Annotated in this window: 27 protein-coding genes; 12 read left to right on the top strand and 15 right to left on the bottom strand. The window is 60.9% G+C overall.

Annotated features, from left to right (window positions below):
* Window positions 1–125: 125 nt before the first annotated feature.
* Together WC811_RS16415 and WC811_RS16410 are read right to left on the bottom strand one after the other, a co-directional pair.
* Window positions 126–617: a hypothetical protein gene (locus WC811_RS16415; protein WP_372646396.1), complete on the bottom strand. Its 492-nt coding sequence runs from the start codon at window positions 615–617 to the stop codon at window positions 126–128.
* Between the two features lie 56 nt (window positions 618–673).
* Complete coding sequence (locus WC811_RS16410; protein WP_372646395.1) at window positions 674–1,150, bottom strand: YcgN family cysteine cluster protein; 477 nt, start codon at window positions 1,148–1,150, stop codon at window positions 674–676.
* A 229-nt stretch (window positions 1,151–1,379) separates the two neighbouring features.
* On the opposite strand from WC811_RS16410, the gene WC811_RS16405 reads away from it, so the two are divergent.
* The 3 genes from WC811_RS16405 to WC811_RS16395 are packed head-to-tail and all read left to right on the top strand — an operon-like array spanning window position 1,380 to window position 4,952.
* Window positions 1,380–3,713, top strand: coding sequence for a PBP1A family penicillin-binding protein (locus WC811_RS16405; protein WP_372646394.1), 2,334 nt, complete (start codon window positions 1,380–1,382; stop codon window positions 3,711–3,713).
* Window positions 3,714–3,741: 28 nt separating this feature from the next.
* Window positions 3,742–4,398 carry a DUF1214 domain-containing protein gene (locus WC811_RS16400; RefSeq protein WP_372646393.1) on the top strand — a complete coding sequence of 219 codons (657 nt, stop codon included), beginning with the start codon at window positions 3,742–3,744 and terminating at the stop codon, window positions 4,396–4,398.
* Complete coding sequence (locus WC811_RS16395; protein WP_372646392.1) at window positions 4,395–4,952, top strand: hypothetical protein; 558 nt, start codon at window positions 4,395–4,397, stop codon at window positions 4,950–4,952. The genes WC811_RS16400 and WC811_RS16395 overlap by 4 nt, the downstream gene beginning before the upstream one ends.
* Window positions 4,953–4,988: 36 nt before the next feature.
* On the opposite strand, the gene WC811_RS16390 is transcribed toward WC811_RS16395, so the two are convergent.
* The 3 genes from WC811_RS16390 to WC811_RS16380 form a co-directional block, all read right to left on the bottom strand.
* Window positions 4,989–5,180: a hypothetical protein gene (locus tag WC811_RS16390; RefSeq protein ID WP_372646391.1), complete on the bottom strand. Its 192-nt coding sequence runs from the start codon at window positions 5,178–5,180 to the stop codon at window positions 4,989–4,991.
* A gap of 198 nt (window positions 5,181–5,378) precedes the next feature.
* On the bottom strand, window positions 5,379–5,723 hold the full coding sequence (locus WC811_RS16385) for a DUF1491 family protein (RefSeq protein ID WP_372646390.1): 345 nt from the start codon (window positions 5,721–5,723) through the stop codon (window positions 5,379–5,381).
* A gap of 33 nt (window positions 5,724–5,756) precedes the next feature.
* Window positions 5,757–6,482: a peptidoglycan-binding protein gene (locus tag WC811_RS16380; protein ID WP_372646389.1), complete on the bottom strand. Its 726-nt coding sequence runs from the start codon at window positions 6,480–6,482 to the stop codon at window positions 5,757–5,759.
* 258 nt (window positions 6,483–6,740) lie between these two features.
* Between WC811_RS16380 and WC811_RS16375 the strand changes: the two genes are divergently transcribed.
* On the top strand, window positions 6,741–7,127 hold the full coding sequence (locus WC811_RS16375) for a DUF5330 domain-containing protein (protein WP_372646388.1): 387 nt from the start codon (window positions 6,741–6,743) through the stop codon (window positions 7,125–7,127).
* 108 nt (window positions 7,128–7,235) lie between these two features.
* The gene (locus WC811_RS16370; protein WP_372646387.1) at window positions 7,236–7,667 is read left to right on the top strand and encodes a SufE family protein; all 432 of its coding nucleotides are present in this window, start codon (window positions 7,236–7,238) and stop codon (window positions 7,665–7,667) included.
* A gap of 2 nt (window positions 7,668–7,669) precedes the next feature.
* Here WC811_RS16370 and WC811_RS16365 read toward each other — a convergent pair whose 3' ends face one another.
* The 3 genes from WC811_RS16365 to WC811_RS16355 form a co-directional block, all read right to left on the bottom strand.
* Window positions 7,670–8,245 (bottom strand): DUF6456 domain-containing protein, encoded by a 576-nt coding sequence (locus tag WC811_RS16365; protein WP_372646386.1) that lies wholly within the window; start codon window positions 8,243–8,245, stop codon window positions 7,670–7,672.
* On the bottom strand, window positions 8,236–8,673 hold the full coding sequence (locus tag WC811_RS16360) for a helix-turn-helix domain-containing protein (protein ID WP_372646385.1): 438 nt from the start codon (window positions 8,671–8,673) through the stop codon (window positions 8,236–8,238). Before WC811_RS16360 ends, WC811_RS16365 begins: the two co-directional genes overlap by 10 nt.
* A 623-nt stretch (window positions 8,674–9,296) precedes the next feature.
* Window positions 9,297–9,704 (bottom strand): MucR family transcriptional regulator, encoded by a 408-nt coding sequence (locus tag WC811_RS16355; protein ID WP_372646740.1) that lies wholly within the window; start codon window positions 9,702–9,704, stop codon window positions 9,297–9,299.
* 346 nt (window positions 9,705–10,050) lie between these two features.
* On the opposite strand from WC811_RS16355, the gene WC811_RS16350 reads away from it, so the two are divergent.
* Window positions 10,051–12,210, top strand: coding sequence for a S9 family peptidase (locus WC811_RS16350; RefSeq protein WP_372646384.1), 2,160 nt, complete (start codon window positions 10,051–10,053; stop codon window positions 12,208–12,210).
* Between the two features lie 43 nt (window positions 12,211–12,253).
* On the opposite strand, the gene WC811_RS16345 is transcribed toward WC811_RS16350, so the two are convergent.
* Entirely contained in the window at window positions 12,254–14,068 is a 1,815-nt protein-coding gene (locus WC811_RS16345) for a hypothetical protein (protein WP_372646383.1), read from the bottom strand.
* A 158-nt stretch (window positions 14,069–14,226) separates the two neighbouring features.
* Between WC811_RS16345 and WC811_RS16340 the strand changes: the two genes are divergently transcribed.
* Together WC811_RS16340 and WC811_RS16335 are read left to right on the top strand one after the other, a co-directional pair.
* On the top strand, window positions 14,227–14,700 hold the full coding sequence (locus WC811_RS16340) for a hypothetical protein (protein ID WP_372646382.1): 474 nt from the start codon (window positions 14,227–14,229) through the stop codon (window positions 14,698–14,700).
* A 303-nt stretch (window positions 14,701–15,003) separates the two neighbouring features.
* Entirely contained in the window at window positions 15,004–15,588 is a 585-nt protein-coding gene (locus tag WC811_RS16335; RefSeq protein ID WP_372646381.1) for a cytochrome P460 family protein, read from the top strand.
* A gap of 132 nt (window positions 15,589–15,720) precedes the next feature.
* Here WC811_RS16335 and WC811_RS16330 read toward each other — a convergent pair whose 3' ends face one another.
* Together WC811_RS16330 and WC811_RS16325 are read right to left on the bottom strand one after the other, a co-directional pair.
* Window positions 15,721–15,855 carry a hypothetical protein gene (locus WC811_RS16330; protein WP_372646380.1) on the bottom strand — a complete coding sequence of 45 codons (135 nt, stop codon included), beginning with the start codon at window positions 15,853–15,855 and terminating at the stop codon, window positions 15,721–15,723.
* Between the two features lie 208 nt (window positions 15,856–16,063).
* Window positions 16,064–17,404, bottom strand: coding sequence for a hypothetical protein (locus tag WC811_RS16325; protein ID WP_372646379.1), 1,341 nt, complete (start codon window positions 17,402–17,404; stop codon window positions 16,064–16,066).
* Window positions 17,405–18,195: 791 nt separating this feature from the next.
* Here WC811_RS16325 and WC811_RS16320 point away from each other — a divergent pair.
* Window positions 18,196–19,329 carry a hypothetical protein gene (locus WC811_RS16320; RefSeq protein ID WP_372646378.1) on the top strand — a complete coding sequence of 378 codons (1,134 nt, stop codon included), beginning with the start codon at window positions 18,196–18,198 and terminating at the stop codon, window positions 19,327–19,329.
* A 5-nt stretch (window positions 19,330–19,334) separates the two neighbouring features.
* On the opposite strand, the gene cutA is transcribed toward WC811_RS16320, so the two are convergent.
* Entirely contained in the window at window positions 19,335–19,727 is a 393-nt protein-coding gene (cutA, locus tag WC811_RS16315) for a divalent-cation tolerance protein CutA (RefSeq protein WP_372646377.1), read from the bottom strand.
* Window positions 19,728–19,778: 51 nt separating this feature from the next.
* Here cutA and WC811_RS16310 point away from each other — a divergent pair, with 51 nt between their 5' ends.
* Complete coding sequence (locus tag WC811_RS16310) at window positions 19,779–20,561, top strand: NAD kinase (RefSeq protein ID WP_372646376.1); 783 nt, start codon at window positions 19,779–19,781, stop codon at window positions 20,559–20,561.
* Window positions 20,562–20,806: 245 nt separating this feature from the next.
* Here WC811_RS16310 and WC811_RS16305 read toward each other — a convergent pair whose 3' ends face one another.
* Window positions 20,807–21,382, bottom strand: a complete 576-nt coding sequence (locus WC811_RS16305) for a nitroreductase (RefSeq protein ID WP_372646375.1) — start codon at window positions 21,380–21,382, stop codon at window positions 20,807–20,809.
* Window positions 21,383–21,499: 117 nt separating this feature from the next.
* On the opposite strand from WC811_RS16305, the gene WC811_RS16300 reads away from it, so the two are divergent.
* Complete coding sequence (locus WC811_RS16300; RefSeq protein WP_372646374.1) at window positions 21,500–23,443, top strand: VWA domain-containing protein; 1,944 nt, start codon at window positions 21,500–21,502, stop codon at window positions 23,441–23,443.
* Entirely contained in the window at window positions 23,440–24,495 is a 1,056-nt protein-coding gene (locus WC811_RS16295) for a hypothetical protein (protein ID WP_372646373.1), read from the top strand. Before WC811_RS16300 ends, WC811_RS16295 begins: the two co-directional genes overlap by 4 nt.
* Here WC811_RS16295 and WC811_RS16290 read toward each other — a convergent pair.
* Together WC811_RS16290 and WC811_RS16285 are read right to left on the bottom strand one after the other, a co-directional pair.
* Complete coding sequence (locus WC811_RS16290; RefSeq protein WP_372646372.1) at window positions 24,482–25,096, bottom strand: hypothetical protein; 615 nt, start codon at window positions 25,094–25,096, stop codon at window positions 24,482–24,484. The genes WC811_RS16295 and WC811_RS16290 overlap by 14 nt on opposite strands.
* A gap of 54 nt (window positions 25,097–25,150) precedes the next feature.
* Complete coding sequence (locus WC811_RS16285; protein WP_372646371.1) at window positions 25,151–26,188, bottom strand: amino acid ABC transporter substrate-binding protein; 1,038 nt, start codon at window positions 26,186–26,188, stop codon at window positions 25,151–25,153.
* Window positions 26,189–26,236 lie beyond the last annotated feature (48 nt).

Raw genomic sequence — 26,236 nt, 5'->3', positions numbered from 1 at the left:
AGCGTCGCGCTGTCAATCGACAAAACGATGTAAGACATTGAAAAACAATGCAATAACGTAAATATTTCAGAAAACCCTCAAGTATAACCTCGCCGCTGCAAGCGGGGATAAGTTTCTATATGCGCTCAGATCGTGTGTAAGTTTTTGCGAGCCCCTCTCATACGGTTTCCAAACGGCAATGCGCGAATTTGCTGTTGGAATGCATCGATCATGGCGTGCTCGGCCGCCGCGCAATCGGGAGCGGTGGCCCAGTAGATTTGAAATGAGGGGGTCAGCAGCAGAATATCCTGTCCGCCCCGATGCGGGCTGGAACGGCCATACTTGTGACGGTAAAATTGAGAGATACGGCGGCGAAGTTTCGTTGCTTTTCCGATGTAGATTATTTCCTCGCCCTCATTCCAGCGAGTAAGTTCAGTCTCGGATAATTTTTCGGCGAAATTGGCGGTTGGATCAACGAGGGCGATGACGTAAACGCCCGACGAAGTCTCGGTTACGGGATCGCCCCAGGGCACCGGCCCCCGCATTTCCAAGGACGTCCGTTGAAAAAGCTCTGAGACCGACAACATCTCGGCAGATCTCCTGTAGCAGGCGTGGACAGATCCGGCCTTCGCGGCCATGACGGATGACGGGACCGCGTTGTCGGCTTTCTGACCTCGGCCGGGATGATGCGTGGCTATTTCGGTGGCGCTTCGGCTTCTTCCGGCAGATCCGGAATGATGTATTTCCAATAATTCTCTTGCTTGACGCGGCGTTCGCTCATGGCGAAGCTTTTGACGGAAATACCGGCCTGATGCACCGTGTCGTGCGTTCCCGAGACGAGCGGATGCCACCACGGCAGATCGCCGCCCTCGCCCACGATCCGGTAAGCGCAAGACTTCGGCAGCCACGAAAGCTCGCGGGCGCGGGCGATATCGATCTCAAGGCAATCGGGCATCTTCTGGAAGCGGTTCGTATAGTCCTTGCAGCGGCAGGTCCGGACGTCGAGCATCGCGCAGGACAGCCGCGTGAGATAGATCTCGGACGTATCCTCGTTCTCGAGCTTGACCATGCAGCAGCGCCCGCAGCCGTCGCACAGCGCTTCCCACTCGTCGCGGTTCATCTGCTCGAGCGTTTTGGTGCGCCAGAACGGTGGATCGTTGCCGTCCAACATCAGGTCTTGCTCTTCCCTTCCGCGCTCCGCCGAGATAACCACAATTATGTCGATTTGCGACGCCTAACGTCCGACGACCGGCTTTGCGGCGCATCCGGCGGAATGCGCTGCCATCGCTGTTTCGAGAACGATCTCGTGGTAAAGGGCTTAAGCCCGCGTCTGACGCGTGACAAGAGCGACATAACAAGAGCTACTTGGTAAGGCTTGGCGCGGCAAGGGGTTGCGGTTCTTGAACGATTGGTTTCACAAGCAGGGCGGCCGGCATCGCCTCATCGATTGGCTGGCCCTTGATTCGAAGCTGAATTCCGCGCTTGGCGACGCCTGGTCGCGCATCAAGGACTACTGGAACGCGGGGTCGAGCTATTTTGCGCGGTTTCAGCTCGTCGGCTGGCGGCGGCTGCTCAACGAGTTCGCGTCCGAAAGCTTGACGATGCTCTTCGGCGGTTTCGTCGTGCTTTACGGCTTGGCGCTGCCTGCATTCCAGGAGTTCGACGAGAGCAAGTTCCTGACCGGCCGCTATGCCGTGAGTTTTCTCGACGTCAACGGCAACGAGATCGGCCGCCGCGGCATCCTGCACAACGATTCGGTGCCGCTCAGCGACATTCCCAACGTGCTGATCAAGGCGACGCTGGCGACGGAGGACAGGCGCTTTTTCGAGCATTACGGCATCGACGTGCTCGGCACGCTGCGCGCGCTCGTCACCAACGTGCAGGCGAACGAAGTCGTCCAGGGCGGCTCGACGCTGACGCAGCAGCTCGCGAAGAATTTGTTCCTGTCGTCGGAGCGTTCGGTCCAACGCAAGATCAAGGAGCTTTTTCTCTCCTTCCTGCTCGAAAGCCGATATTCGAAACGCGAGATCCTGAAGCTCTATTTCGACCGCGCCTATATGGGCGGCGGTACGTTCGGCGTCGAAGCCGCGTCGCAGTATTATTTCGGCAAGTCCGTACGCGACATCAGCATGGCGGAAGCCGCCGTGCTTGCGGGCCTCTTCAAGGCGCCGTCCAAATATTCTCCCCTCGTCGATCTCTCGGCGTCTCGCGCGCGGACCAATCAGGTCCTCGATAACCTGGTCGAGGCCGGATATTACACAGCAGGGCAGGTCCATGCGGCGCGCATGAACCCGGCGAAGATCGTCGAAGCCCGCGCGTCGACCAGTCCCGACTGGTTCCTCGACTGGGCCTATGAGGAAGTGCAGCGACTTGCCGAGGGTAAGAACCAATTCGTTCTGACGGCGCGCACGACCGTCGACCTCACGCTGCAGCGGCAGGCGGAAGAAGCGCTTAACGCCGCGCTTCGCAAGGATGGACCGCCGAACCATTTCAGCTCCGGCGCCATCGTCATGATGGAGACAGACGGCAAAGTGAAGGCTCTTGTCGGCGGTCCGGATTATGGCGAGAGCCAGTTCAACCGCGCGACGCGCGCCAAGCGCCAACCCGGATCGTCCTTCAAGGTCTACGTCTACGCGACGGCGATGGAGAACGGCTTTACGCCCGACACCATGGTCCGCGATGCGTCGCGCTCGTGTGGAAACTGGTCGCCGTCGAACTACGGCGGTGGCGGTGGTTCCGGCGCGCGCATTCCGTTGTGGAACGCGTTGGCACGCTCGCTCAACACGGTCGCGACAGAACTGTCGTTCGCGGTCGGGCGCGAGAAAGTCATCGAGATGACGAAGCGGCTCGGGATCGAGGGCGTGAAGAAAACCTGCTCGATGGCGCTTGGCGACGGCGGCATTACCGTTCTCGAACACACGGGCGGGTTCGCGACCTTCGCCAACGGCGGGAAACTTGCCAAGCCTTACGGCATTCTCGACATCACCACCTCGAAGGGCGATCTGCTTTATTCGCGGGAACGTGACGAGCCGCCCGCGAAGCAGGTCATTTCGCGCCATGTGGCGGAAGAGATGAACGTCATGCTCAATCGCGTCGTGACAGAGGGCACCGCCGGCCTCGCCAATCTCGATTTCACCAACGCCGCGGGCAAGACGGGCACGTCGACGGGGCCGAAGGACGCGTGGTTCATGGGCTTCACCGGCAAGTACGTGGCGGGCGTCTGGGTCGGCAACGACGACAACAGGCCGATGCGCGCTGGCGTCACGGGCGGGCATCAGGCGGCGCCGATCTGGCACGATCTGATGACGGTGGCGCATACCGACATGAACATTCCGACGATCCCCGGTTTGGCGCCGCATCCTCGGCAGATCGAAGAACAGCAGCGACTGACGCAACTGCGGGCGGAGCAGGTCGCGGCCGGATTGGTGCCGGCGCAAGCGGCAGACGCATCGAAGCCGCAGAGCATCATGCCGGCGAAAACGCGGGACGCGCTGAAGGTTCTCGTCGCGGCGCTTCGCAAGGCAAACGGCGAAGGACCGGCCCCGGCGCCTGGCAACGGCGGCCCCTCACATCCGCCAATGCCCGTCGATCCAAAAGAAATACCGCAGCCGCAGCCCGCCAACCGGCCAGACCGCCGGGCGACTCTGCTCGACACATCGCGCGACGATCTCTCGATGCCGGCTGCTGGTTCGCCGCCGGAAGATAATAAGACCCGCGCCGCGACGGCGCCCTGAATGCGGACGCGATAGGAAAGCTACGAACTTGGCATCGATCGAACTTGAGCCGGCTGCAGGGACTTCGAGATTGAGCGTTTTGCGCGCGGTCATCGGGATCATCGTGCGTGCGGTCACGGTTCTTCTCACGATCATGCTGGCGATCTTCATCGGCATGTGGTCGAGCAAGTACATGATCTCGCGCGGCTCGCCGCTGTCGGTGAATACGTTTGGGCCCTGGCAGCAGTGGCCGGACATCGGCCGCGAGAGCGCCGACCCCTATACCAAGGCGCACATGATCACGACGGGAAAACTGCGGATTTCGTCCGACAGCGCCGGTATCTTCGAGGCGCGGACGGACTCCCAAGGGGCGCGGCTTCACTCGTCCTGTAACTACGTCGTCGACGGCGCGAACATGCGCGGGCTGTGGTGGAGCGTCGGAGTCTTCGACTCGCGCGGCAATCTGATCGCCAACGATGCCGACCGTTATGAGTTCACAGCCGACACCATCGCGCCCAATCCGAACGGCTCGTTCGTGGTGTCGCTCGGCCGCGATGCGCGGCCCGGCAACTGGCTGCCGACGGGCGGCGCGGGCCGCCTCGTGCTGGTGTTCACAGTGCTCGATCCCGCGACGGGGCTTTCGACGGAAGAACGCTCCGAGCGCAACAAGCGTCTGCCGGTCATCACGCGCGAGGGATGCTCATGAGGCTTCTGCGAGCCTTCGACTGGCGATTGCTTGCGATCTTCGCGATCATCGCAGGGATTGTGCATCTGACGGCGACGTTCCTTGCGGTGAACGATACGCGCGGCTCGGCGTATTCACGGCTCGCGCGCGCGTTCCCTAAAAACACGATGACGATCGCGACGGCGGTGGCACCGCAGCATCAGCCGTTGCCGTTCCTCGCGCCGGACGCGCGTTATGCGTTCTGTCCATTTGAAGCGTCGACCGGGACGATGCGGGTGCGGGCGCTTCTGCCCGATCTTGGCTGGACGATCGGTGTCTATGCGCCGGATGGGACGAACCTCTATTTCGCCGCGGCATCCGCCGATCGCGAGACGACGATCGACCTTTCCATCGTCCCCTCCGATGATCGCTTTCTCGGATTGCCTGCGTCGAGCGCGGCGAATATCGATCCGCAGCAAACGATTGCCGCTGTTAAAGGCTTGGTCGTCGTCAGGGCGCCGGATAAGGGAGAACCCTATCGCGCGGATGAGCTCGCGGCGCTCGCCAAGGCGTCATGCAAGCCAGGCGGCGCCTGAAGCGGCCTCACGCGCGCGGCGTGATATCCTCTGCTTTCAGCTTTCGAGTTCCGGCTCTTCGCGGCGGCGCTTCGTCCGGGCCGAATTAGCATCCGGCCCGTCTGTCGGGCGCTCGTAACGGACGCCTGGAAATAGCACGATCTCGGCTGATGCCGCAGCGTTGCAAGCCGCCAGCATCGATGCGGCCGTCGGCCTCGGCGCGAATTTGAATTCCAATATCGTCGCCATGGGTCCCCCCCAAGAAGCGCGAACCTTGCTCGCGCCGTGCGGCACTCCTAGCCTTAAGGCTCCGGCCACGGAATCTGAAACGCGATACCGAACGTGGCAAGTCTGCGCTGCGGCCGCCAGAATCATCGCATCGTATGAATTACAGCCGGGGACGGGTTAACGAAATGTAAACCCGATATTTTCGGCGGCGCACTGTGGCTATTTCATCAATTCATCGCCGAGGAAATGTCGGCCTTCGCGATCCTCGATTTCGACGATCCAGATGTCGCTGTCGAAGCTCGCTTCGCGTTTCAGCATGGCTTCGGCCTCCGCTTCCGGAACAAATTCGCCCTTGAAACGCGACACCCAGCGACGATCGATGTCGGCATCGTCGAGGCCAGCCGGTGCGGGCGAGAATACGGCGGCGGTACCGCCCGTCCGGACCACTTTTATGAAGATCGCCCCGGCGTCGTCATCGCCGTGGCGCGCGACGACGCAGGGCGCGCCATTATATTGGCAGCGGCGCAGATAGGCTTTGACCCAGATTTCGGATTTGAGGCGCATGTCGCTAGGTTAGCAGGAGACGTCGCGGAGTTCCTAACGCTTCGAGGCCTTGGCGACCGCCTCGCGGCGCGCCTTGGGTTCGCTCTGCAGACGCAGCAAGCGGCTTTCCATGGGACCGGAAATGCGGCCGCTTACCTTCAGCTTCTGATCGGTTTCGAACTCGCGGATGGCGCGGGCGAACTCGGGCGTCAACTTCCCGCCCGCCACACCGGTCTGATAGCCGAGCGCCGAAAGCTGCTGCTTGACGGCGCGCACGAGGCTTTCGGCGTCGGGCGTCGTCGTCTTGCCGGGACGCGCGGAGCTTTGCGTCAGCGACGAGCTGCCGAGGATCAACTGGCTCAGGAGCTGATCGCTCGGTTGGCCTGTCAACACCATTCCGTTATCGTACTCGTAGGCGAAGATGGCGGCGCGGGTAACGAGGCCAAGAACGCCGTCGGCCGTGCCCGCCTCATAATTGATGTTGTTGAGTTCGCGCTGCACGCCCTTGGTGATTTCGGCGCGGTTGGATTCATCGCTTTCGGCGAGCGGTCCAGGCGGCAAGACCGCATCGGCAGCTTGCGGCATCGCGCCCGGTCCCGGAGACGTCGGGCCGAGCGTCAGGCCGGGTCCGTCTACCCACGCCGTGCGGTCGGTGATGCCGCCGGTCTCGATCGTGTCGGCTTTTTTTCCGGTGTTCTGGAAGACGAGCATGTTCAAAGCGACGCTCGTGGTCGCCAGCAACGACACTATGGCCGCGAGTTTTCGGTCCCTCTCGATCATCTGCGCCGTCCCTCGTTGCCCCCAAGAGACGATTATCGCGGCTAGCCGTTAAGACGTCCTTAACCGTCGAATTTAACCGATAGCGGAAGCGTTAATTCGGTACGTCGAATTTGATCTTAATCCGGTTCAAATTGTGCGCTGCAGGCTAGCTTAACCTTGATACGCACCTGCTATCGATGTGCGCTAGGGAAGCCAATCGTGCAATGCGCTTCCCCAGGCCGGTCGTGCGTCCGGCCGTCAGACGCGAAGGTTGGTATTATGGGTTTGTTGCGTATCGCTACAGTTGCCGCGATCGGGATCGCTCTGCTTCCATCCGACAAGGAGCAGCAGCAGCGCCTCTATGACCGCGCCGGAGCCACCGCCGAATGGGTCGTTACCTTCTGCGACCGGAACACGACGGTTTGCACCAAAAGCGCGGAGGTGTGGACCCAGTTCGTGGCCAAGGCCCAGTTCGGCGCTCAACTCGCCTACGAAATGGCCCGAGAGCACTACGCGGGCGGCGTCAGCACCGCCAGCTTGAAACTCGACGACAGCAAGAGCGGCGGCGTTGCACCGGCCGTTCTCGAGCGCGACAGCGGCACTCTGACGCCACTCGACAAAACGCCCAATTGGCACGGCAAGCAGCCGAACCGCAACGGCATCTGATCGCCGAGCGGCGCGCTGGCCGCTTCGGGCCTTGCCCTCACCCGCCCCCGGCACCTATGTGTAGGGTGTGCGATCCGGCACGTTGCGGATCGAAGCCGGGCTTTCCTCATGACGCTTGAAGACATTCGCGCCGATTTCGCGCTCCTCGACGATTGGGAGGATCGCTACCGCTACGTCATTGAGCTCGGCCGGGCGCTGCCACCATTGCCGGAAGAGTTGCGGACGGAGGCCAACAAGGTTCGCGGCTGCGCCAGCCAGGTCTGGATCGTGACGCGCCGCTTCGGCGATGCAAGCCGGCCGAGCGCCAGCGACACGCTCGAACTCCAAGGCATGAGCGATGCGCACATCGTCCAGGGCCTGATCGCGCTGCTTTTCGCCATTTATGACGGCAAGACGCTCGACGAGATCACGAAGACGGACGCCGAGGGAGTTTTTGCGAGTCTCGGCCTCAGGGAGCACCTGACGCCGCAGCGTTCGAACGGTCTGGCGTCGATGGTGAAGCGCATCCGCTCAGATGCGGCCGAGATGCTCGCAGTATAAGTTCACATCGTCCCCGGGTCGATCTCGGGGCGATAGTCGTTCGTACCCCAGTGCCGGACGCGGACGGGCTTTTGCTCTCGCGTGGCCACGGGCGGTGGTACCATTCCATAATGGCGCGCCAATTGGCGAAGCGCGATCTGTAGTATGATCTTGCCAGAGCGCTGAGGCCAGCCGCTCTCCTTCTCGCTCGTTTCCAAACCTTTAAGGTGGCAACAGACGTCGATCAAAACGCCCGCGAGATCGGGGCCGACGGCCGCAAGCGCCCGCTTCACACGCTCCTTCGCCGCGACGACGGCATCGCGCATGTCGGGACCGATATCGGGTGCGCCACGGCCACCGCCGCCGCCTGAAAGGAGCAGCGACCAGTTCGCTGTTGTGCGCGGCGTCATCTGCGCGAACCAGAAATCGGCGCGTATCTTTTCTCCAGCGTCGAATTCGGCGTCCGTCAACATCGGCTGGCCGTCCTTGTCCTTGCGCCGCGCGAGCCACGCAAGCGGACTTTCGGCGAGATTACGCGCCGGCGCGGTGTTGACCTCGGCGGAGTGTTCGCCTCGCAGGCGACGCGGAGTTACAGCCATTCCTGATCCTCAATGTCTCGAAGCATGTTCATCCGTTCGTGAGCCGGGTCGCGAAGCACGAGCGTCGGCAACGCCCAGCTCAGAACATCTAATGCGCGGTCGAAATTCGGGTCGTCGCGGCGATACTCGACCTTGAGGCAGGCGTGCGCGACGGTTGTACGATCGCGGCCGAACATCGTGCCGACTTCCGTCAGCGACATGCGGCAGCAAACGTGAGCGAGGTACATCGCAACCTGACGGGCCTCGGCAATATCGCGGACGCCGCGCGTGCCGCTCCAGAGGCATACGGCGTCGACACCGAAGACATTCGAGATCGCGAGATCAATCGCGATGCGCGCTTGGCGGTGCCGAAGGCTTTCCGGGGTTGCGGCAGATGCTGTGCTGCGCTGGCGCATCTTCACGGCCGAAGAAAGCGAAGCCCGTAACATCTGTCCTTCCCGTCGTCCGAAATTTGTTTGATCGACATCGCCGGTCGCGGCGGCGTTATCAAACTCGGTCAATCGTTGCGGTTGTGTCATCGGCGAGTAGAATACGTGCGACTGGTGGAGCGGGGATAAGTTTTTTTTCGATTCTCTCGTTCACCTTAGCGGCGACGAGACGCGCGAAAGATATCCCCGCTCCGCGCGACTGCATCACAGTCGTCAGCCATGGAAAAACGCGTTTCGAAACGACACACAAACACGACCACACATGCGTGGTCCGGAGTCTTTCGCAATTCAGAGTCCAGTGGCGAGCAGGATGCCTCGGAACTTTTACCTATTTGGCCGAAAGATCTGAGCGACCGCACGCGCGCGGGACGGCAAAATCTGATCGCAATCGTAGAACGTGAGTTGAGGAAAGAACGGCGACGAGGGATTGCGGGCAATCGCTCCTACGACATCGCGCGGCATGCGAAGCTCGTTAAGCTGTTAAGAGTGGAACGTGATGAACTGCTTGCGCTCACCCGCCTCGATGCCGCGTCGTGCGCTCGGCGCGCCGCGACACATGTCGATCTGGCCTAGCGTCGGCAAGCAAACTGGTTCGGGAAAAAAGTAACTCGCGCCCGGGAAAATTATTTTTCGCGGCGCGTGCCGAGACCCATCTTCTTCGCAAGCTGCGAGCGGGCGTTGGCATAGTTCGGCGCGACCATCGGATAGTCCGGCGGCAAGCCCCACTTCTCGCGGTATTCTTCCGGCGACAAGTTGTAGTGCGTCCGCAAATGCCGCTTCAGCGATTTGAACTTCTTGCCGTCTTCGAGGCAGATGATGAAGTCTGGCATGACAGACTTCTTGACCGCGATCTTCGGCTTCGACTCTTCCCGTTCCTGTGGCACCGTGCGCCCCGCCGCCCGGCTCAAAGCGGCATGAGTTTCGGCGATGAGGCTCGGAAGCTCGGTCGAGGCGATCGAATTGTTGCTGACATATGCCGCGACGATCGTCGCCGTGATTGTCACAAGCTCAGGCGGGGCTGAACTGTCCATGCGTTTGTCTTCCGCTTCCTCTGACGGCCGAAAATCCTGCGCGGATCGTTCGTCCATATCGACACCCCGCCGCCGTAACGCCGCCAACCACGTCCGCCGGAAATCGCAAGATTAAGAACGTAGACAACGAAATCAACTCGACTTCACTTGCGAAAGCTTTGACTACAGGATGCCTCCATTGTCAATCTCAGCTCAGGGTTAGATTACGACATTACTAATTCTTGATGGGAGGGCTGCTTCATTTGGTTATTACTCCATCGTCTCCGCTGCGTTGACGCGGACGCCATAGCGGCAGAGAACCATTCGCCCTGATCCTCTCCTTAAGCATCGAAAGGTTTGCAGACCGATGACTGGTCAAAGCGACACGTCAGCTATCGCCGAAGCAACGGCGCTGCCCGAGCCACCGATCGCGCGGCGGCTGCCCGTCGCCTCGACCCATCACGGCGTTACCCTTACCGACGACTACGCCTGGATCAGAGCCGACAACTGGCAAGAAGTGATGCGGCAGCCGCAGGCCCTCGCCGGGCATATCCGGATTCATCTCGATGCCGAGAACGCCTATACCAAGGCGATGCTTGCCGACACCGAGCCGCTGCAGGAGACGCTCTTCAAGGAGATGAAGGCGCGTCTCAAGGAAGACGATCAGCAGGTTCCGCAGCCGGACGGGCCGTTCGAGTATTTCCCGCGCTTCGTCAAAGGCGGCCAGTATGCGCAGATCTGCCGGATTGCGCGCGGCGGTTCGCTCGACGATGCCGAGGTTCTGCTCGACGGCAACGCGGAAGCTGAGGGCAAGAGCTATTGGGATCTCGGCGCGACGGCGCATTCGGGCGATCACAAGCTGCTCGCGTTCGCGACCGATGACAAGGGTTCGGAACTTTACACCATCCGCGTTCGCGATCTCTCGACGGGGCAAAACCTTGCCGACGAAATTCCGGATGCGCACGGCAGCCTCGAATGGTCGAACGACGGGCGCACGCTGTTCTATATCAAGGTCGACGAACACCAGAGGCCGCTCTTCGTTTACAGCCACGTTCTCGGCACGCCGGTTTCCGAAGACAAGCTCGTCTATGAGGAAAAGGATTCCGGCTTCTTCGTCGGGCTGTCCTCGACGCAGTCGGAAAAGTTCATCCTCATCGATATTCACGACCACGATACGAGCGAAGTCCATCTGATCGACGCCCGTGAACCGGACACAGGCCCGAAGCTCGTCACCCCGCGCCGCCCGGGACATCAGTACAGCGTCGAGCACCACGGGCAGAACCTGATCATCGCGACGAACTCGGAGGGTGCGGAAGATTTCCGCGTCGTCACCGCGCCCATCGCCGCGCCGCAGGAAGAGAACTGGCGCGAGATCGTCGCGCACAAGCCGGGTCGGCTCATCCTCGACGTCAGCGTGTTCCGGAATTTCATGACGCGGCTCGAACGCGAAGACAGCCTGCCGCGCATCGTCATCACGGCGATCAATGCGACCGACGGCAGCGGCGAATTTCTGGATCGCTCCGGCGAACACACCATCGCCTTCGAGGAAGAAGCCTATGCGCTCGGCATGAGTTCGGGCTACGAGTTCGACACGACGCGCATCCGCTTCACCTATTCGTCGCTCACGACGCCCGCGGAAACCTACGACTACGATATGGCGACGCGCGCGCGCACGCTTCGCAAGCGTCAGGAAATTCCAAGCGGGCACAATCCGGCCGACTACGTCACGCGACGCCTTCTCGCGCCGGCTGCGGATGGAGCGCTCGTTCCGGTCACGCTGCTCTACAAGCAGACGACGCCGCTCGACGGGTCGGCGCCGCTGTTTCTTTACGGCTACGGCGCTTACGGCATCGCGATGCCCGCCGCGTTCTCGACGGCGCGGCTGTCGCTGGTCGATCGAGGCTTCATCTTCGCGATCGCGCACATTCGCGGCGGCAAGGACAAGGGCTATCGCTGGTACACCGACGGCAAGATGAAGGCGAAGAAAAATACCTTCACCGATTTCATTGCAGCGGGCGAACATCTGATTGCCGAAGGCTTCACGACTCGCGGCCGCATCGTCGCGAATGGCGGCTCCGCTGGCGGTATGCTGATGGGCGCAATCGCCAACATGGCGCCCGATCTTTTCCTGGCTATCATCGCCGATGTGCCGTTCGTCGACGTTCTGAATACGATGCTCGACAAGGATCTGCCGCTGACACCGCCGGAATGGCCGGAATGGGGAAATCCGCTCACGAGCAAGGACGACTTTGACTACATCCGCAGCTACTCGCCTTACGACAACGTGGAAGCGAAGGACTATCCGCATATCCTTGCTCTCGCCGGGCTCACCGATCCGCGTGTCACGTATTGGGAACCGGCGAAGTGGATCGCGAAGATGCGCGCGCTCAACACGAGCGACAACCTCGTGCTTTTGAAGACGAACATGGGCGCAGGTCACGGCGGCGCTTCTGGCCGCTTCGATGGCCTGAAGGATACCGCATTCAACTTCGCTTTCGCTCTGAGGTTGACAGGGTTGGGCATGTGAGCCCGTTCAGACGTCACATTCCGCAGGCCAAAACAACGCTCGATCACCGATCGGGCGTTGCAACGACTTCGAGGACGCCGGTTTTGTAGATTCCCGCCATGAACTTGGCCGTGTCCTCGTCGCGAATGTTCCAGGTCTTGTACCACTTAATAAAACTCTGAGCGGTCCAATTCGGATCCTCATTGAGGATCTTTTGCCATTGCTCGCGCGCTTCGTCTTTGCGTCCCAGAGCGCCGAGGATGGGAAGGTAGTCGACGTAAGAATAAAGCGTCTCTTGGTTTGGGTCCTGCCTCTTCAGCTTGAGCGCCTGCTCGTAATCGCCGACGAGATAGTAATTCAGATAGAGAGTCGCGTGATACCACCCGGCCGATGCATCGGCGTTAAGCGCATTGGCTTTTTCGGCCATTTCAACACCGCGCGACCAGTCGCCTGATGTCGCTGTCATGTATGCAAGCGTCGCCAGACTCTCGGCATCGTAGTGAGCAAGCTCGATCGCCTGCTTCGCCTCAAACTCAAAAAGTTCGAGCTGCTTGTTGAAGTAGTGCGCCGCCGCGGCCACCATATGCGCACGTCCGTCAGAAGGATCGAGCTGAACCGCCTTGCTCGCCTGGACTACGATTTCTCCGGACGGAACGGGTGTCTTGTCGAGGCCGCTGATCAATCCGACGATCGCGAGCCAGGCAATCTCCCGTCGCACGCGGGCGTTAGCCGGATCAATGGCAATCGCCTGATCCAGCAGTTCCCGTGCCGATCGGAAACTTTCGTGAGTCCAAAGCCACATCTCCGCATGCGCTCGCAAGACGAGGTCGTAGGCCTGAATTTGCTCATCGCTTTTCTGCGATGACGATTTGGCCTCGGTGTTCTCGATCACCCCGTATCCGCCGGCGATCTTGGAAACGATCTCTCTTACAATCTCGTCCTGGATGACGAGAACGTCGGCCATCTGACGATCGAATCTGTCGACCCAAATGTGTCCGCCGGTCCGCGCGTCAATGAGCTGCGCCGTTATTCTGATGCGAGTGCTAGAGCGCTGTATGCTGCCCTTCAGGACGTAATCGACCTTCAACTCGCGATTGAGCTTCGCGACATCCGCTCCTGGGCCCTTGAATTGAAACGTCGTGTTACGCGCAAGTACGACGAGGTCGGGAGTACGCGACAACTCCGTGAGAATGTCCTCCGTCAATCCATCGCTGAAATATTCCTGACTCGGATCGCCGCTGAGGTTCGCAAACGGTAGTACAGCGACGACCGGGCCCTTTGCTCCATTCATATCGGCCGAACCAATCTGATGGCGGGTTCCGAGACCCCACCAGGCAATCGCTCCGATGACGACTAAACACGCGATGCCGGCGGCAACTGCGGGCCGTCGCGGAATCCCATTCTGCTTTCGGCCAGGCTCGTGAACTTCGTTAGCCGCTGCCGTAGCTCCGTCTATCGCCGCGAGCGGCGTCGTCTGAGCGATCGCGATTGCAGGCCCGGACTGAGCGACATTGCACATTTGACGGAATTCAAACAGAGGCGCGTAGGCGCCCTTTGGCAAATCGATATGGATTGGATCGGACTCGCCCTCACCATGATAGTAGTCGCGCAGTTTCTCTCTGAGACGGCCTGCTTCGACGCGAACGATAGGGTCGATGACCGGATCAAACGATGTGGGACGATCGAAAACTTCGACGGCAATCGTGTAGCCTTTGAGCCTATCTCCGCGACCGGCCAATGTTTCAACGACGAGAAATTCCAGAAAACGGCGGCGGCGCTGCGACTGGTGAAATAAAGCGCTGTTTACAATGCGATCGAGCTGGGCGCGAACGGCGCGTTGCTCGGATTCACTCCAGTTATGCGCACCCGTGACGGACACACCAAGTTACTCCGGACATGTAAATCTATCAGTATTTTAAGCTCCGCCCGCAACATCATCAGTACGGTAACATACTATGATCGAAGCCCCGCCTCTGTCACCGCTCGTGTCGGCCGCAAGGCCGAAAAAAGAGGACTAACGCACGAAAGGACAAGGCCATGGGTTACAAACCGCTCTTTGCTATGACGTGTACGGTGTTTCTTTCCATTGGAACGGCCGCGGTGCGCGCTGGTGAGACGATCAACGATACCGGCATCCTAGTATGCGCGACCGACAAGTGGGACGAGAAGGAAGTTCAGAAGGGCCATAAACTGGTCGACGCCACCAGCCGCTGCGTCCTCATCCCGGATGAGGCAACGGCTAAGAAAGTCACCGAGGCGTGCGCGGGGAAATACGAGTATCAGCCTGACGGAAGCTGGAAGGCCAAGGGCACCTGTACGGACTCCTATCCCGGCGGCGACAAGATCTTCCTCAACTGGGAGGAAGGCTCGCATCTCAAGGAGTACCCCTACGTCAAGACGGGGGGCACCGGGAAATACCAGGGCGTGAGCGGCGGCGGCACGTACTTTTACGAGAATCTCACGGATACGCTTTCCGCCGGCCGCTACAACGGCAAGATCGTTCTGCCATGACCGAGATTGCTTAATGACTTCTATATGACTGGGCCGGAGACATACGCTGCCTCCGGTCGCCACTCGTTACGGCCGAAAAAAATTTTGAAGGCGACTCGACAAAGCACCGAGAGCGGATAATCTCCGCACACTGACGGCCGCCGGAGAAGACGACGCGATGGCGACACGGCTTCGACACGGATCTCTTTAAGCGTCACGTCACTGCTCATTCGAATTGTGCTTCGTTCTCTCAGTCGAAGCTGACGTTTCTTTCAAGCCCATCGATCCGAAAAATCTTTCAGCGTAGCTTCTGGAGGTCAAATCATGTCGCGTATTTCGACAATTCGTTGGTTGCGAAACAAGCCCGCTCTCGCGGTTGTATCAATCTCCGCCCTGCTCGCGGCGGCGACCGGAATGGCTCTCGGCGCGCAAGACAGGTACACCGTGCAGGTGCCGGGCGGCCTCGCATTCTCCGAATTTAAAGGATACGAAGACTGGCAAACGGTCGCCGTCAGCAAGACCGACGCAGCGATGGCCGTGATCCTCGCCAATCCTGTCATGATCGAAGCCTACCGGTCCGGAATCCCTGAGAACGGCAAGCCATTCCCGGACGGCTCCAGAATCGCGAAAATTCACTGGGAGCCGACGCCGAGCAAGGACTCCCCCTCGCCTGCGACTGTCCCGGGTAAGCTGCAAAACGTCGACTTCATTGTGAAAGACAGCAAGCGGTTTGCGGACAGTGGCGGCTGGGGATACGCGGCGTTCGAATATGACGATGCGTCGGACACGTTCAGGCCAGCCAACACATCCGACTCGCCGCCGCAGGAGAACGACGCCAAATGCGGATATGCGTGCCACACGATCGTGCAAGCGAAGGATTATATTTTTACGGCATATCCCAAGCGGTAGCGGAATAGCTGCTCGCGCTCTTGAAGCCGAAACTGGGTGCGGGCTGCGGGGCTGACGTCCCAAAAACAAGATGCCCAAAAAACAAAAAGGCCCGCCTAGGCGGGCCTTCGTCGCGATGCAAGACTTCGTCGATCAGCGCTTGCCGCCCGACTTTTGCGGCTTTGCGAACGTGGCGGTGACGGAACTCGTGGCCGGCTGTGACTTCGCGGCGGCGGCTTTCTTCGGCTTGCGGATTTCCCGGGTCGAACGCGTTTGGCCTTTGGCCATGGCAAACCTCTAAGGGTTGGAGGGCGGGTGCCGTCCTGGGCGACGGAATCCCAAAACAGTTGTTTCACACCCCGCTTCGACGCGCCAGGGTGGAAGTCCGTCTGCGGAATACAATTCGGTGAACATTGCGATCGGCGGTCTGTATCGAACGGAGCCCCAAAAACAAAAAAGGCCCGCCGAAGCGGGCCTTCCGTTTCAAGAAGCAGCGCTAGGCTGCAACGGTGCCGAAGAGAGGCGATTTCGTAGCCTCCTCGAGTGCCATGTCGGATTTGAGTGCGATACCAATGTACCGGACTCGACCGGCTACCTTCTCCTTTTTCACGCCAAGCTCGGCGAATTCACGTGCGAAGCTCGGAAGTGCTGCAGGCTCCTTGTTCTTAGATTCACACCAAGAGCAATAGTCTTCGTAGAGTTCAGTAGCCGTAACGCTTGATCCGTCGCGGACCTCGATATTCTCCTTGTAGAAACGTTCGGTGTTGGTTTCCGGGGCAAGACGCCGAACTGGCGCCGCGACCCGGCTCTCTGCAATCTTCGTCTCGACCTGATGCACGTCTTCTGCGGGTTGAGCTTCGATTGCTCGCGCCGGGACAACGGGTGCTTCGAGAGCGATCTCGATCGACCGATTGTCGTTGGCGCCTGAACGCGGCTTTTTCGTCTGAACGGCAACCGGTGTGAGCACCGGAACCGCCACCGCTGCCGCAGCGGTGCTTCCTTCCATCTGCGCCATTCTCGGCGAGACAGGCATGGGCTGGCGGTCATAAAGACGCCACTGGCTGAATGCGACGTACATGCCGAATCCAGACCCTATTTCGAGCAGCAGGGCGACAAACAACGTCAACGCCATCTGCACGTTCTCGATCTTCACGTTCGGGAAGAACGCATTCACAAGCTCGGTCAAGACCTTCGCCTGCGGATCAGCTTCGGAGAGCACAGCAGGTGTGCCAGCGGACGCATCGATCTTCGCCTTGATCTCGGCGATACGCGCATCGGACTGCTTCGCTGAGCTTGCGGATGCGAGCTCGGCGTCAAGCGACGCCAACTGCTGACAGAGCGTCCGCTCTGACTTCGAGTTGACATCCTTACAGCCGTTCGACCACTTCCAGGCCTTCTGGAGCTTCGCGCCATCGATCTCACTCTGCACCGCTTCATACGGTCGATGCTGAGGGATCCAGCCTGCTTGCTCTTCGGCGCGCTTCAGGTCAGCTCTCAGATCCTGATAGACCTGAGCTTCCTGCGCACGATGCCCGGTTGAATCGAAGCGGTTTAACGCTGCGTGTCCGAGCGCGGAGGTCATGGAGTAGGTCGTAACGACCGTCCAAACCAATGCGGATGCTGCTGCTTGCGACCAAATTCGATTACGAACTGCGGCAAAGAAGAAAAACGGTACAAGCGCCTTCATGCAGTCGGCCGCAGCGGATGCTGCTCCGTAGATTTGGCCATCAAGCTCGGTTCGCCCGAGACTGAAGCCAAAACGCCAGTTCATAGCAGCGGAAACGGCGAGTAATACGCCTGCTGCCAGAACCCCCAACACGCCTAAAACGTGTCTCATAGTGTGCCCTCTCCTGTGAGGACCGATCGACTACGCGGGACAAGACCGGCCATTTCGTTGTGATCCAAGCGACCGAGGGTGCCGCCGACCAAACTCCGGAACGCGAACAGGCGAGATTGCGATGGTATCCGTTCGTTCGACTGTGAGCTCCGATGTCATCCCCATGACATCGGCAGACGAGCGACGCGAAAACCGCACAATCAAGCAAGCCAGAGCCGCCACTTTCGATATCGGCAGGAAACTTTCGCCACGATTTCGCCGCAAGAAATCAAGGTGGAAAACTTTGTCCTCAACGCCGACACGAAGGTGGAAAACTTACGCGAATTAAACTCCCCTCGCCTTCAGCCGTAGCTGAGTCGTGGGGCGATGTGAATCCGAATTGATAGCGGAATCAGAATTCTAGAAACCCGTGCTCAACATGACGCGGGGGTCATATGACGGTCTCCACAGCCTTGGCGCGCCGGTTGACAAGTCGCGGTTATCAAGAGGTTTTGCACCGGGCACGTAAGTTTTGTGCACGGTTCAATTGTGGCGGACGTGTGCGCCTTCTGGCTTTTCGCGTGGCGAGCATATGACGGTGTCGTGTCGCGCCCCGCACGGGAGTGTGCGTATTTCCCGTTTACCAAGAGGCCCGAGATGGGGCATGCTGTGATGGTGTTGGTCTCGCACGTTTTTCGCGCCGAGTTTCGGTGCGGCGCCGGTGGCCCGAGCCAGACAAGCGTGCGCCGATAGCCATTTCGGCATGACGGCCCAGACTTACGGCGTTGAGTGATGTTGGTGGAGTTCATGTCATGGCACGTACCGGTGTACTGCTCGTGATCACCGCAGGCGTCGCGCTCGCAAGCTATGGCTCGCTCTTTTCACCCGCCGACACTTTACGCGATCTTGCAGAGATCACCCGTATTTCCGTGGCGCCTGACCGGGATTATCGCGACAGCGCGACGATTCCGACATTCGCTCCGTCTACCCCCGCGTTGCGCGTTGAGGCTTCCGCAGCCGAAGCGCTTCCTCTGCCCAAGCCCGGGACGTGGACGACGGTCGTCACGTCGGGGCAATCCATCGTGTCGCCGCTCAGATCCTCGCGCTCTGCGGACCCCGAAACGCGTTCGCAGCTGACACGCGACCTGCAGCATGAGTTGCAGGGGATCGGCTGTTATGGCGGAGAAATCACCGGCAGTTGGAATTTGGCGACCCGCCGAGCGATGGCCGCGTTCCTGGACCGGGCTAACGCTGTGCTGCCCTATGACCAGCCTGATTACGTTCTTCTCTCGTTGGTTCAGAGTCACCGGGATATTTCGTGCGCCGCCGAATGTCCGTCCGGACAGGTCATGCAAGATAGCGGGCGCTGTGTGCCGCAAGCCGTCGTCGCGCAGGCGGCGAAGAAACAAAAGCGGCTCGAGGCGCGGCAGCATGTAGCCGCACGTCTCGCGGATGAGCGAGAGCACGCCCGCGTTGCGGCATCCGAACCCGAGGTGCTCCCGTGGCAGCAAAAGGCGGCGGCTGCGGTTCCACTCGATATCGCTCTCGCGCCGCGTCCGGACCCGCTGCCGGGCCGCATGTCAATCGGCGGACCGTTGCCGGTCGACGCCGCACCGTTACCGCCGGTCGTCGTTGCGCCGTCACGCGGTACAGCCTCATCCGACGAACCGTCAGGCGTGGAAGCGCCGGCAAAACTCGCCGCCTTGCAATATGAACCCGACGCCGATGACCTTTCGGACGACGCGAGCGCTCCGGCCGCCGACGTTGCGCCTCTCTCGCTGGACGCCGAGGCATCGCCCCATAAAGCAAAGAAATCCCGGCATTCGGACAGCGAGCGGGGCCGGCGGCGCAATTCCTATGCCTATTCCGGAAAAAGACGGCATGGCGATCCTCGCCCCGGGACGGCGCGCTTCAACCTCATGCAATCGCTCGGCGGCATCTATTGACGGCGTCAGGACCGCGTGCCGCTTCTGACCCAACTCAGATAGTCGACGCTGCCGCCTACGACCGGCACGACAAGCACCGCCGGGGTTTCGTAGGGGTGATGGGCGATAATGTGAGCGACCGCGCGTTCGACGCCCTCAGCCGCGAGCTTGACGATCATGACGGCCTCCTCGGCTGTCTCCGTCGCGCCCTTCCAGACGTAAACCGAGGTCATTGCGGGCAAAACATTGACGCACCCAGCAAGACTCTGCTCGACCAAATCGCGTCCCAACGCCAGGGCGGCCGCCCTGTCGGGGAACGTTGCGTAAATCATCACGACGCCATTGGCTGGCGAAGTGCGGCTGTCTCCGCTATCCCCCACTTCACGATCCTGATGGAGGGGCTTGTCGTTTGCCGACACCTGAGCGAGCTTCCCTGTCTTGCTGCGCGACCGTAATATCTGAAGGGCCTTATGGCGAAAGAGAAGCAGAAATTCGAGCGCATCGCATTCGTCGCGAGCGAGGTTTCCGAGGCGCTCGAAGCGCAGTCGGCCTTGATCAAGCGTTACGGGGAAATCGAACCAGCGAGCGCCGACGTCATCGTCGCGCTCGGCGGCGACGGCTTTATGTTGCAGACGCTACATCGCTTCATCAACGACAAGATCCCAATCTACGGCATGAACCGGGGCTCGGTCGGCTTCCTGATGAACGACTACAAGGAAGACAGCTTGCTGGAGCGCCTCTCGGCCGCGGAGACCAGCCGCATCCACCCCCTGGCGATGATTGCGACGGACGCCAACGGCAAGGCGCACAAGAGCTTGGCGATCAACGAGATCTCGCTTTTCCGACAACGCTATCAGGCGGCCAAGTTGCAAGTCGCGATAGATGACAAATTGCGGCTCGAAGAGCTGATTTGCGACGGCATTCTGGTTTCGACACCCGCCGGTTCGACGGCCTACAATCTGTCGGCGCACGGTCCTATTCTGCCGATCAAGTCGTCGCTTCTCGCCGTGACGCCGATCAGCCCTTTCCGGCCAAGGCGCTGGCGCGGGGCGATCGTTCCGAACAAGGTCCACATCAAGATCACGGTTCTGGAGCACGAGAAGCGGCCGGTCAGCGCCGTTGCCGATCATTTCGAGACCCGCAACGTCGTCAAGGTCGAAGTCGAACAGGCGCGCGCCATCGAACTCTTCATGATGTTCGACCGCGAGCATGGGCTCGAAGAGCGCGTGCTCGCCGAGCAGTTTCGATATTAGTTTTCCGTTGGCGCCTGGCGATTCGCGTTGCGCGAGCAGGCCGCTAGGCCCGAAACGAGCTTAAAAACCGACTGGCCCTCCAACGCTGCCTGGAAGCACGCGCGGAGGGCCATGATTTGGTCTTAAGTGCTGGCTTCTCTATTCCCGGCGCTGGAGGTGCTGATCCCCACGGCGCTCCGAATCAAGTTTGCAAACACGCATTTCGTGAGCTTGGCAGCACATGGTTAATGACGTACTAACGCCACTTATGCCTGCCAGTGCTTGATGAGGGCTTCGAGCTTCGGGCGCTCGCGCTCCTCGGGCTTCTCCATCGGGGTGCCGAGGTAGATGAAGCCCGCGATTTTCTCGTGCTCCGTCAGCTCGAAGGCCTCGCGAACCGTCGGACTATAAGCGATCCACTCGCTGATCCAGGATGTGCCGAAGCCCAACGCGTTTGCCGCAAGGCAGAGATTGAAGCAGAGGGCGCCAACCGAGAGCACCTGCTCCCACTCCGGCGCGCCGGGGCGCGGCTTCACTGAGGAGATGACGGCGATGACCATCGGCGAGCGCGTGAACCGCCCGCGTTCCATGTCGAGCCGAACATGCGACGGCGGCTCGCGCTCTTCCTTTTCGCAGGCCTTAGCAAAAATCTCCCCGGCGGCGGCTCGGGCATCGCCCTCGAACACGATGAATCGCCAAGGCGACAGCTTCTTGTGGTCGGGAACGCGGGTTCCCACCGTCAAGATTTTGGCGAGTTCTTCGGGAGTTGGTGCGGGTGCAGCCAGCCGGTCGGGCTTGACCGAACGTCTTGCAGCAAGAAAATCAAAAAATGCTGTATTCATGAGTTGTTCCGTACCTTTGCGTGCCCGTTTCGCTATACGAGGCTTCAGGCCGTTACAAGCCGTCCGTTACAGTCAGAGTCGCGATAAGGACCAAAAAGCGCGAGGCGTGGGGGGAAGATGGGGCTTGGATTCCTAAGACTGCTCGCACCACTGGCCGCAGTTGCCGGGTTCGCCACGGCAGGGCTCGTCGCGGGGGCGACGTCCGCCTGGAGCGACGACGTGCCGACAGCAATGCTCATCCTTGATGGGTCGGGCTCGATGTGGGGCCGCTTGGCACCCGCCAATCAAAGCAAGATCGACATCGTGCGCGACAAGCTCGGCGCCCTTCTCGCAACGCCGTCGTCGACGCGCGTGGGTCTTGTTTCATTCGGTCATCGCCGCCGTGGCGACTGCAACGACGTCGAGTTGATCGCCGGGCCCGACAGCCCCCGACAGGCCGTTCTCGATCCGATCGCGAGCCTCAATCCCAGAGGACCCGGCCCGCTTACGGCAGCGCTCAAGATGGCGGCTGACACCATCGGCCAATCGCGTCCGGCGCAGATTATCGTCGTCGGCGATAACGCCGACAATTGCCGCCAGGATTCCTGCGCCACGGCACGGGAGATCGCGAAGACCTCTCCGGGCGTCGCCATCCAGGTCATCGGCATCGGCGTTCCCGCCAACGAACGGCCGCGAATGGCGTGCATCGCGGAGGCAACGGGCGGCCACTTCTACGACATCACGGATTCGGACGGTCTCAACGCGGCGTTGGACGAAACTGCGAAACTCGCAATTCTGTCGCCATCAGACGTTGCAGGTGCCGGGCCTGAGGCAACGAAGCCAACAGCGCCGCCTCCTCCAGCCGGAGCTTCCCTTCGTGCGTCCGCAGCGCTTGCCGCCGACGGCGCGCTTCTCAAGGTTCCGTTGACGTGGCGAATTCGTAAAGCTGGCGGAACGGCGGTTCTCGGCGAGGGCGTCGGCTCCGACATCACGGCCAAGCTACCGGCGGGCGATTACGATATCGAGGCCGAACTCGGTACGATCAAGACGCGCTACGAAATCACGATCGCAGACGGCGACGCGCAAAGCATCGTCGTGCCGCTCGACGCCGCGCACCTCGTCGCGCGCGCGACCGCAAGCAAGGGCGGACCGCCATCTCCGACTGCGATCGTCACCGTGTCATCGGGCGAAACGCCCGTCACGGCGACGCGTGGCGGCGCCGTCGATCTTTACCTGGCACCGGGCGACTACCGCGTGACCGTCGTCGATGGGGCGGCGCGTTCGTCAGAGACGCTGAGCCTCGCGGCCGGAAACGATAAGACACTCGATCTCGCGCTTGCGACGGGCCGCCTCGATGTGTCCGCGACCAACGCGGGCGGTGGCGCGATCGCCGACGTGCTCTACACTGTGGAGGCCGACGATCCGGAAAGCCCGGACGGGCGTCGCGAGGTCGCGAGGTCGCGCAGCCCGCAAGCGAGCTTCACGCTTCCCGAAGGTACGTACTATCTCGGCGCCAGTTCCGGAGACGGCAGCGTCAGCAAACGCATTGCCGTCAGAGCCGGGCAGACAGTCGCGGAAACGCTGGCGGTCGTGCTCGTGCCCGTGAAAATCTCGGCGCTCGTGGCGGGCGCACCAGCCAAGGCCGATGACAATATTTTCTATCGCGTCGACCGCATCGACGGCGATCGCGTCAGTGTGGCGCGGGCCATTGGCCCTGCTCTCGCGCTCGACCTGTCGCCCGGGCGCTACCGCGTCACCGCGTCCCTCGCCGCCGCACATCTCACGGCATCGAAAGACGTGGTGTTCGAAACCGGCAAGCCAGCGAAGACCGTTATCGAAATCGCGTCGGGCCAAGTGAGCTTTACTCCAGCCGCTAATGCCGCGCCATCATTCGGCGACATCTATTGGGAAGTCGCCGACGCCAACGGCATGCCGATCTGGCGGGCGACGGGCGCCGCGTCGACGGCGATCCTAGCGCCCGGGCAATATACCGTGCGTTTCGACGCGCGTGACAGTCATGGTCAGGCCGCGTTTGAGGTTCAATCCGGCCAAAGCCAGAAGCTTGAGATTGGACCAGGATGACCGAAGTGCTGCGGAGACAATGCGGGTTGCGGCTGCAGCGCCTTTCGATGGGCATTTTCGCCGCGGCGATGACGGCTGTGCTGTTGTCCTTCGTTGTGGCAACGGCATCCTACGCCGAAGAGCCTATTCCGGACGGACCGGCCCCAGCGCCTTGGGGGCCTGTCGGTGACAAGCGGAAGAACACGACAACCGTCGAGCGCGGCAAGACCAAGGGCACGGGCGTCAAGCTGGTCGCTCTGCTGACGGGCGACGGCCAGCAGATCGAACAGGGATTGGTCTGGCGTGTCTTCCAGACGGCGCGCGCGGGCAAGTCCAAGCTCGTCACCGAGTCCCACGAAGCGAGCCCGTTCGTCAAGCTTCCGCCGGGAGATTACTTAGTCAACGCCGCGTTCGGGCGGGCCAACCTAACGCGCAAAATCGAGGTGAAGGTAGACGGGCCGCCGTTCGAAGCATTCGTGTTGAATGCCGGTGGACTTCGGCTTTCCGTGCTCATCGGCGGCGCGCCGGCGCCGCCCGGAGCCGTCACCTATTCCATCTTCTCGGACGACCGCGATGCAGGGGAAGGCAACGCCGCCATCATCACCGGCGCTAAACCCAACCTGATCATCCGCCTCAACTCAGGTATCTACCGGGTCGTCTCGGTCTACGGCGACGCCAATGCCAAAATCGAATCCGACGTCACGGTCGAAGCCGGCAAGCTGACCGAGACGACATTGACGCACACGGGCGGCAAGGCAACGTTCCGGCTCGTGACGCGGGCCGGCGGAGAAGCCATGCCCGATACGCGTTGGACCATTCAGACGGAAGGCGGCGAGACCGTCAAAGAGAGCGTGGGAGCGCTGCCGACGCATGTTCTCGCGCCAGGAAAATATCACGTCACCGCATCCTCGGGCGGCCACCTCTTCCAAAACAACTTCGAGATCAAGGACGGCGACAATATCAGTGTCGAAGTGTTGATGGCCAACATCAACGACAACGGCAATCGCGTTTCCGGCGGGGCGACAACCATCGTGCCGACCTCCGACGTGCCGACGGATTTTAGAAATCAGTGAGGACCCAATCGGTGGGGCAGCCATTCTCGCGCATGCGCTTTTCGACACGCGCGTGCTGCTCGGCGTCGCCACCTTCCTGGAAGGCCGTCCGCGCTAACTGCCACTGTTCGCACGCGCTCGTCAGATCTCCGGCCTGATGGGCCTCTTCACCGAGCGCAAGGCGAGCAGCGGCGTGCGCGGTTTGCGGACCGTGCAATGCTCCGTATCCGGCTGCCGAGCGAAGCGCCGCCATGCGCGCGGTGAGGTTGCCATCCAGCCCGTGCGCGGCGGCAAGGTCGAAATAGAGACTTGAGAGCGACGTTTTCTCGCCGTTCACAATCGCAGCTTCGATTTTCGACGTGAGAGTATCGATGCTAACCGTCGCTTTCTGCGGAGGGAGGTCTGTTTCGATCTGCGGGTTAGCTTCCGTCTGGGCGGTGCCAGGGGAAGGTTGCAGTATGGCATGGAAGGGTTCGCTCGATGCGCGAGGCTGCGGCGGTAATGCTCCGCGCCGGAACCGCCGTCGTGACCATAGCAGAAAAAGCAGCGTTAGGACGACTGCGACTGGGATCACGAAGATGACCGCGTCGAGCGGCGTATCGAGCGTTGCCTTGTCCCCCATCGCTTCTCCCCCGTCGTCACAAAGCCGCTCTCAAATTCCGCGGGGCTAAGCCTATCAGCGGAAGGGAACCGAGTACATGAGGCCGCCCTTGGTCCACAAATCATTGAGGCCGCGATCGAGCTTCAACGACGAGCTTTGGCCGAGCGTGCGCTCGAAGATCTCACCATAATTGCCGACTTGCCGAATGACTTGATAGGCCCAATCGCGGGAAAGCCCGAGAGGCGCGCCCAAGTCGGCATCGAGACCTAGAAAACGGCGCACCTCGTGGGACGGCGACGCCTTCATCGCATCGACATTACCGCTCGATATATTCAGCTCTTCCCCGGCGACGAGGGCCATCGCGGTCCAGCGGACGATGGCGAACCACGCGTCGTCGCCGAGCCGCACGGCAGGGCCGTAGGGCTCCTTGGAGATCAATTCCGGAAGCAGCATCTGATCGGCGCCACTCGCCAATCGGCTTTTTTCGTAGGCCAGCAACGTCATATCGCCTGTCAGAACGGTGCAGCCACCGTCTGAATAGGTCTTGACCAAATCCTCCCAGCGATCGGAGGTGATGAGTTGATAGCGCATCTTCCGGCTGCCAAAGTAATCGGAGATAGCCATCTCGTCGCTTGAGCCCGAAAGAACACAGATCGAGGCGCCGGAGAGTTCGAGGACACTCGCTATTGAATGGTTGCGCGGAATGATGAAGCCCTGCCCGTCATAATAGAGCGTGCCGGTGAAGCGAGCGCCGAGCTCGGTATCACGCGTCAGGGTCCAAGAGGTCGCTCCGAGAAGGACGTCAACGTCGTCGTCCTGCAGCGACTTGAAGCGGTCGCCGGCGTTGAGGCTAAGAAATTTGACGGCGTCGCGATTGCCTAGGACCGCTGCCGCGAGCGCGGAGCAAAATTCGACGTCAAGTCCGCTCCAGGCGCCGCGCGGGCTCACCTCGCTGAAGCCCGCCGCGTGATCTTGCAGGCCGCAGACGACTTTACCTCTCGCCCGGATCGCATCGACCACGCTGATAGGGGCGCTGATGGCCTCGGAGGAGAGACTGACTGCGACGATGAAAAGCGAGATCGACGCCGCCAAGATCCGCACTACGATGCTCATCTGCACTCTTCCGGCCAATGCTTCACTCGGGTCTCTTCGTTGCAAGCA

It is taken from the genome of Hyphomicrobium sp., from assembly GCF_041659645.1.
GTDB lineage: Bacteria > Pseudomonadota > Alphaproteobacteria > Rhizobiales > Hyphomicrobiaceae > Hyphomicrobium_B.
This window is presented reverse-complemented; position numbering and strand designations above follow the sequence as displayed.

Bases quoted from the DNA above. Each gene is read 5' to 3' on its own strand.
- WC811_RS16415 (WP_372646396.1), bottom strand. From the start codon at position 617: ATGGCCGCGAAGGCCGGATCTGTCCACGCCTGCTACAGGAGATCTGCC.
- WC811_RS16410 (WP_372646395.1), bottom strand. From the start codon at position 1,150: ATGTTGGACGGCAACGATCCACCGTTCTGGCGCACCAAAACGCTCGAG.
- WC811_RS16395 (WP_372646392.1), top strand. From the start codon at position 4,395: ATGAGGCTTCTGCGAGCCTTCGACTGGCGATTGCTTGCGATCTTCGCG.
- WC811_RS16390 (WP_372646391.1), bottom strand. From the start codon at position 5,180: ATGGCGACGATATTGGAATTCAAATTCGCGCCGAGGCCGACGGCCGCA.
- WC811_RS16385 (WP_372646390.1), bottom strand. From the start codon at position 5,723: ATGCGCCTCAAATCCGAAATCTGGGTCAAAGCCTATCTGCGCCGCTGC.
- WC811_RS16380 (WP_372646389.1), bottom strand. From the start codon at position 6,482: ATGATCGAGAGGGACCGAAAACTCGCGGCCATAGTGTCGTTGCTGGCG.
- WC811_RS16375 (WP_372646388.1), top strand. From the start codon at position 6,741: ATGGGTTTGTTGCGTATCGCTACAGTTGCCGCGATCGGGATCGCTCTG.
- WC811_RS16370 (WP_372646387.1), top strand. From the start codon at position 7,236: ATGACGCTTGAAGACATTCGCGCCGATTTCGCGCTCCTCGACGATTGG.
- WC811_RS16365 (WP_372646386.1), bottom strand. From the start codon at position 8,245: ATGGCTGTAACTCCGCGTCGCCTGCGAGGCGAACACTCCGCCGAGGTC.
- WC811_RS16360 (WP_372646385.1), bottom strand. From the start codon at position 8,673: ATGTTACGGGCTTCGCTTTCTTCGGCCGTGAAGATGCGCCAGCGCAGC.
- WC811_RS16355 (WP_372646740.1), bottom strand. From the start codon at position 9,704: ATGGACAGTTCAGCCCCGCCTGAGCTTGTGACAATCACGGCGACGATC.
- WC811_RS16350 (WP_372646384.1), top strand. From the start codon at position 10,051: ATGACTGGTCAAAGCGACACGTCAGCTATCGCCGAAGCAACGGCGCTG.
- WC811_RS16340 (WP_372646382.1), top strand. From the start codon at position 14,227: ATGGGTTACAAACCGCTCTTTGCTATGACGTGTACGGTGTTTCTTTCC.
- WC811_RS16335 (WP_372646381.1), top strand. From the start codon at position 15,004: ATGTCGCGTATTTCGACAATTCGTTGGTTGCGAAACAAGCCCGCTCTC.
- WC811_RS16330 (WP_372646380.1), bottom strand. From the start codon at position 15,855: ATGGCCAAAGGCCAAACGCGTTCGACCCGGGAAATCCGCAAGCCGAAG.
- WC811_RS16325 (WP_372646379.1), bottom strand. From the start codon at position 17,404: ATGAGACACGTTTTAGGCGTGTTGGGGGTTCTGGCAGCAGGCGTATTA.
- WC811_RS16320 (WP_372646378.1), top strand. From the start codon at position 18,196: ATGGCACGTACCGGTGTACTGCTCGTGATCACCGCAGGCGTCGCGCTC.
- WC811_RS16310 (WP_372646376.1), top strand. From the start codon at position 19,779: ATGGCGAAAGAGAAGCAGAAATTCGAGCGCATCGCATTCGTCGCGAGC.
- WC811_RS16305 (WP_372646375.1), bottom strand. From the start codon at position 21,382: ATGAATACAGCATTTTTTGATTTTCTTGCTGCAAGACGTTCGGTCAAG.
- WC811_RS16300 (WP_372646374.1), top strand. From the start codon at position 21,500: ATGGGGCTTGGATTCCTAAGACTGCTCGCACCACTGGCCGCAGTTGCC.
- WC811_RS16295 (WP_372646373.1), top strand. From the start codon at position 23,440: ATGACCGAAGTGCTGCGGAGACAATGCGGGTTGCGGCTGCAGCGCCTT.
- WC811_RS16290 (WP_372646372.1), bottom strand. From the start codon at position 25,096: ATGGGGGACAAGGCAACGCTCGATACGCCGCTCGACGCGGTCATCTTC.
- WC811_RS16285 (WP_372646371.1), bottom strand. From the start codon at position 26,188: ATGAGCATCGTAGTGCGGATCTTGGCGGCGTCGATCTCGCTTTTCATC.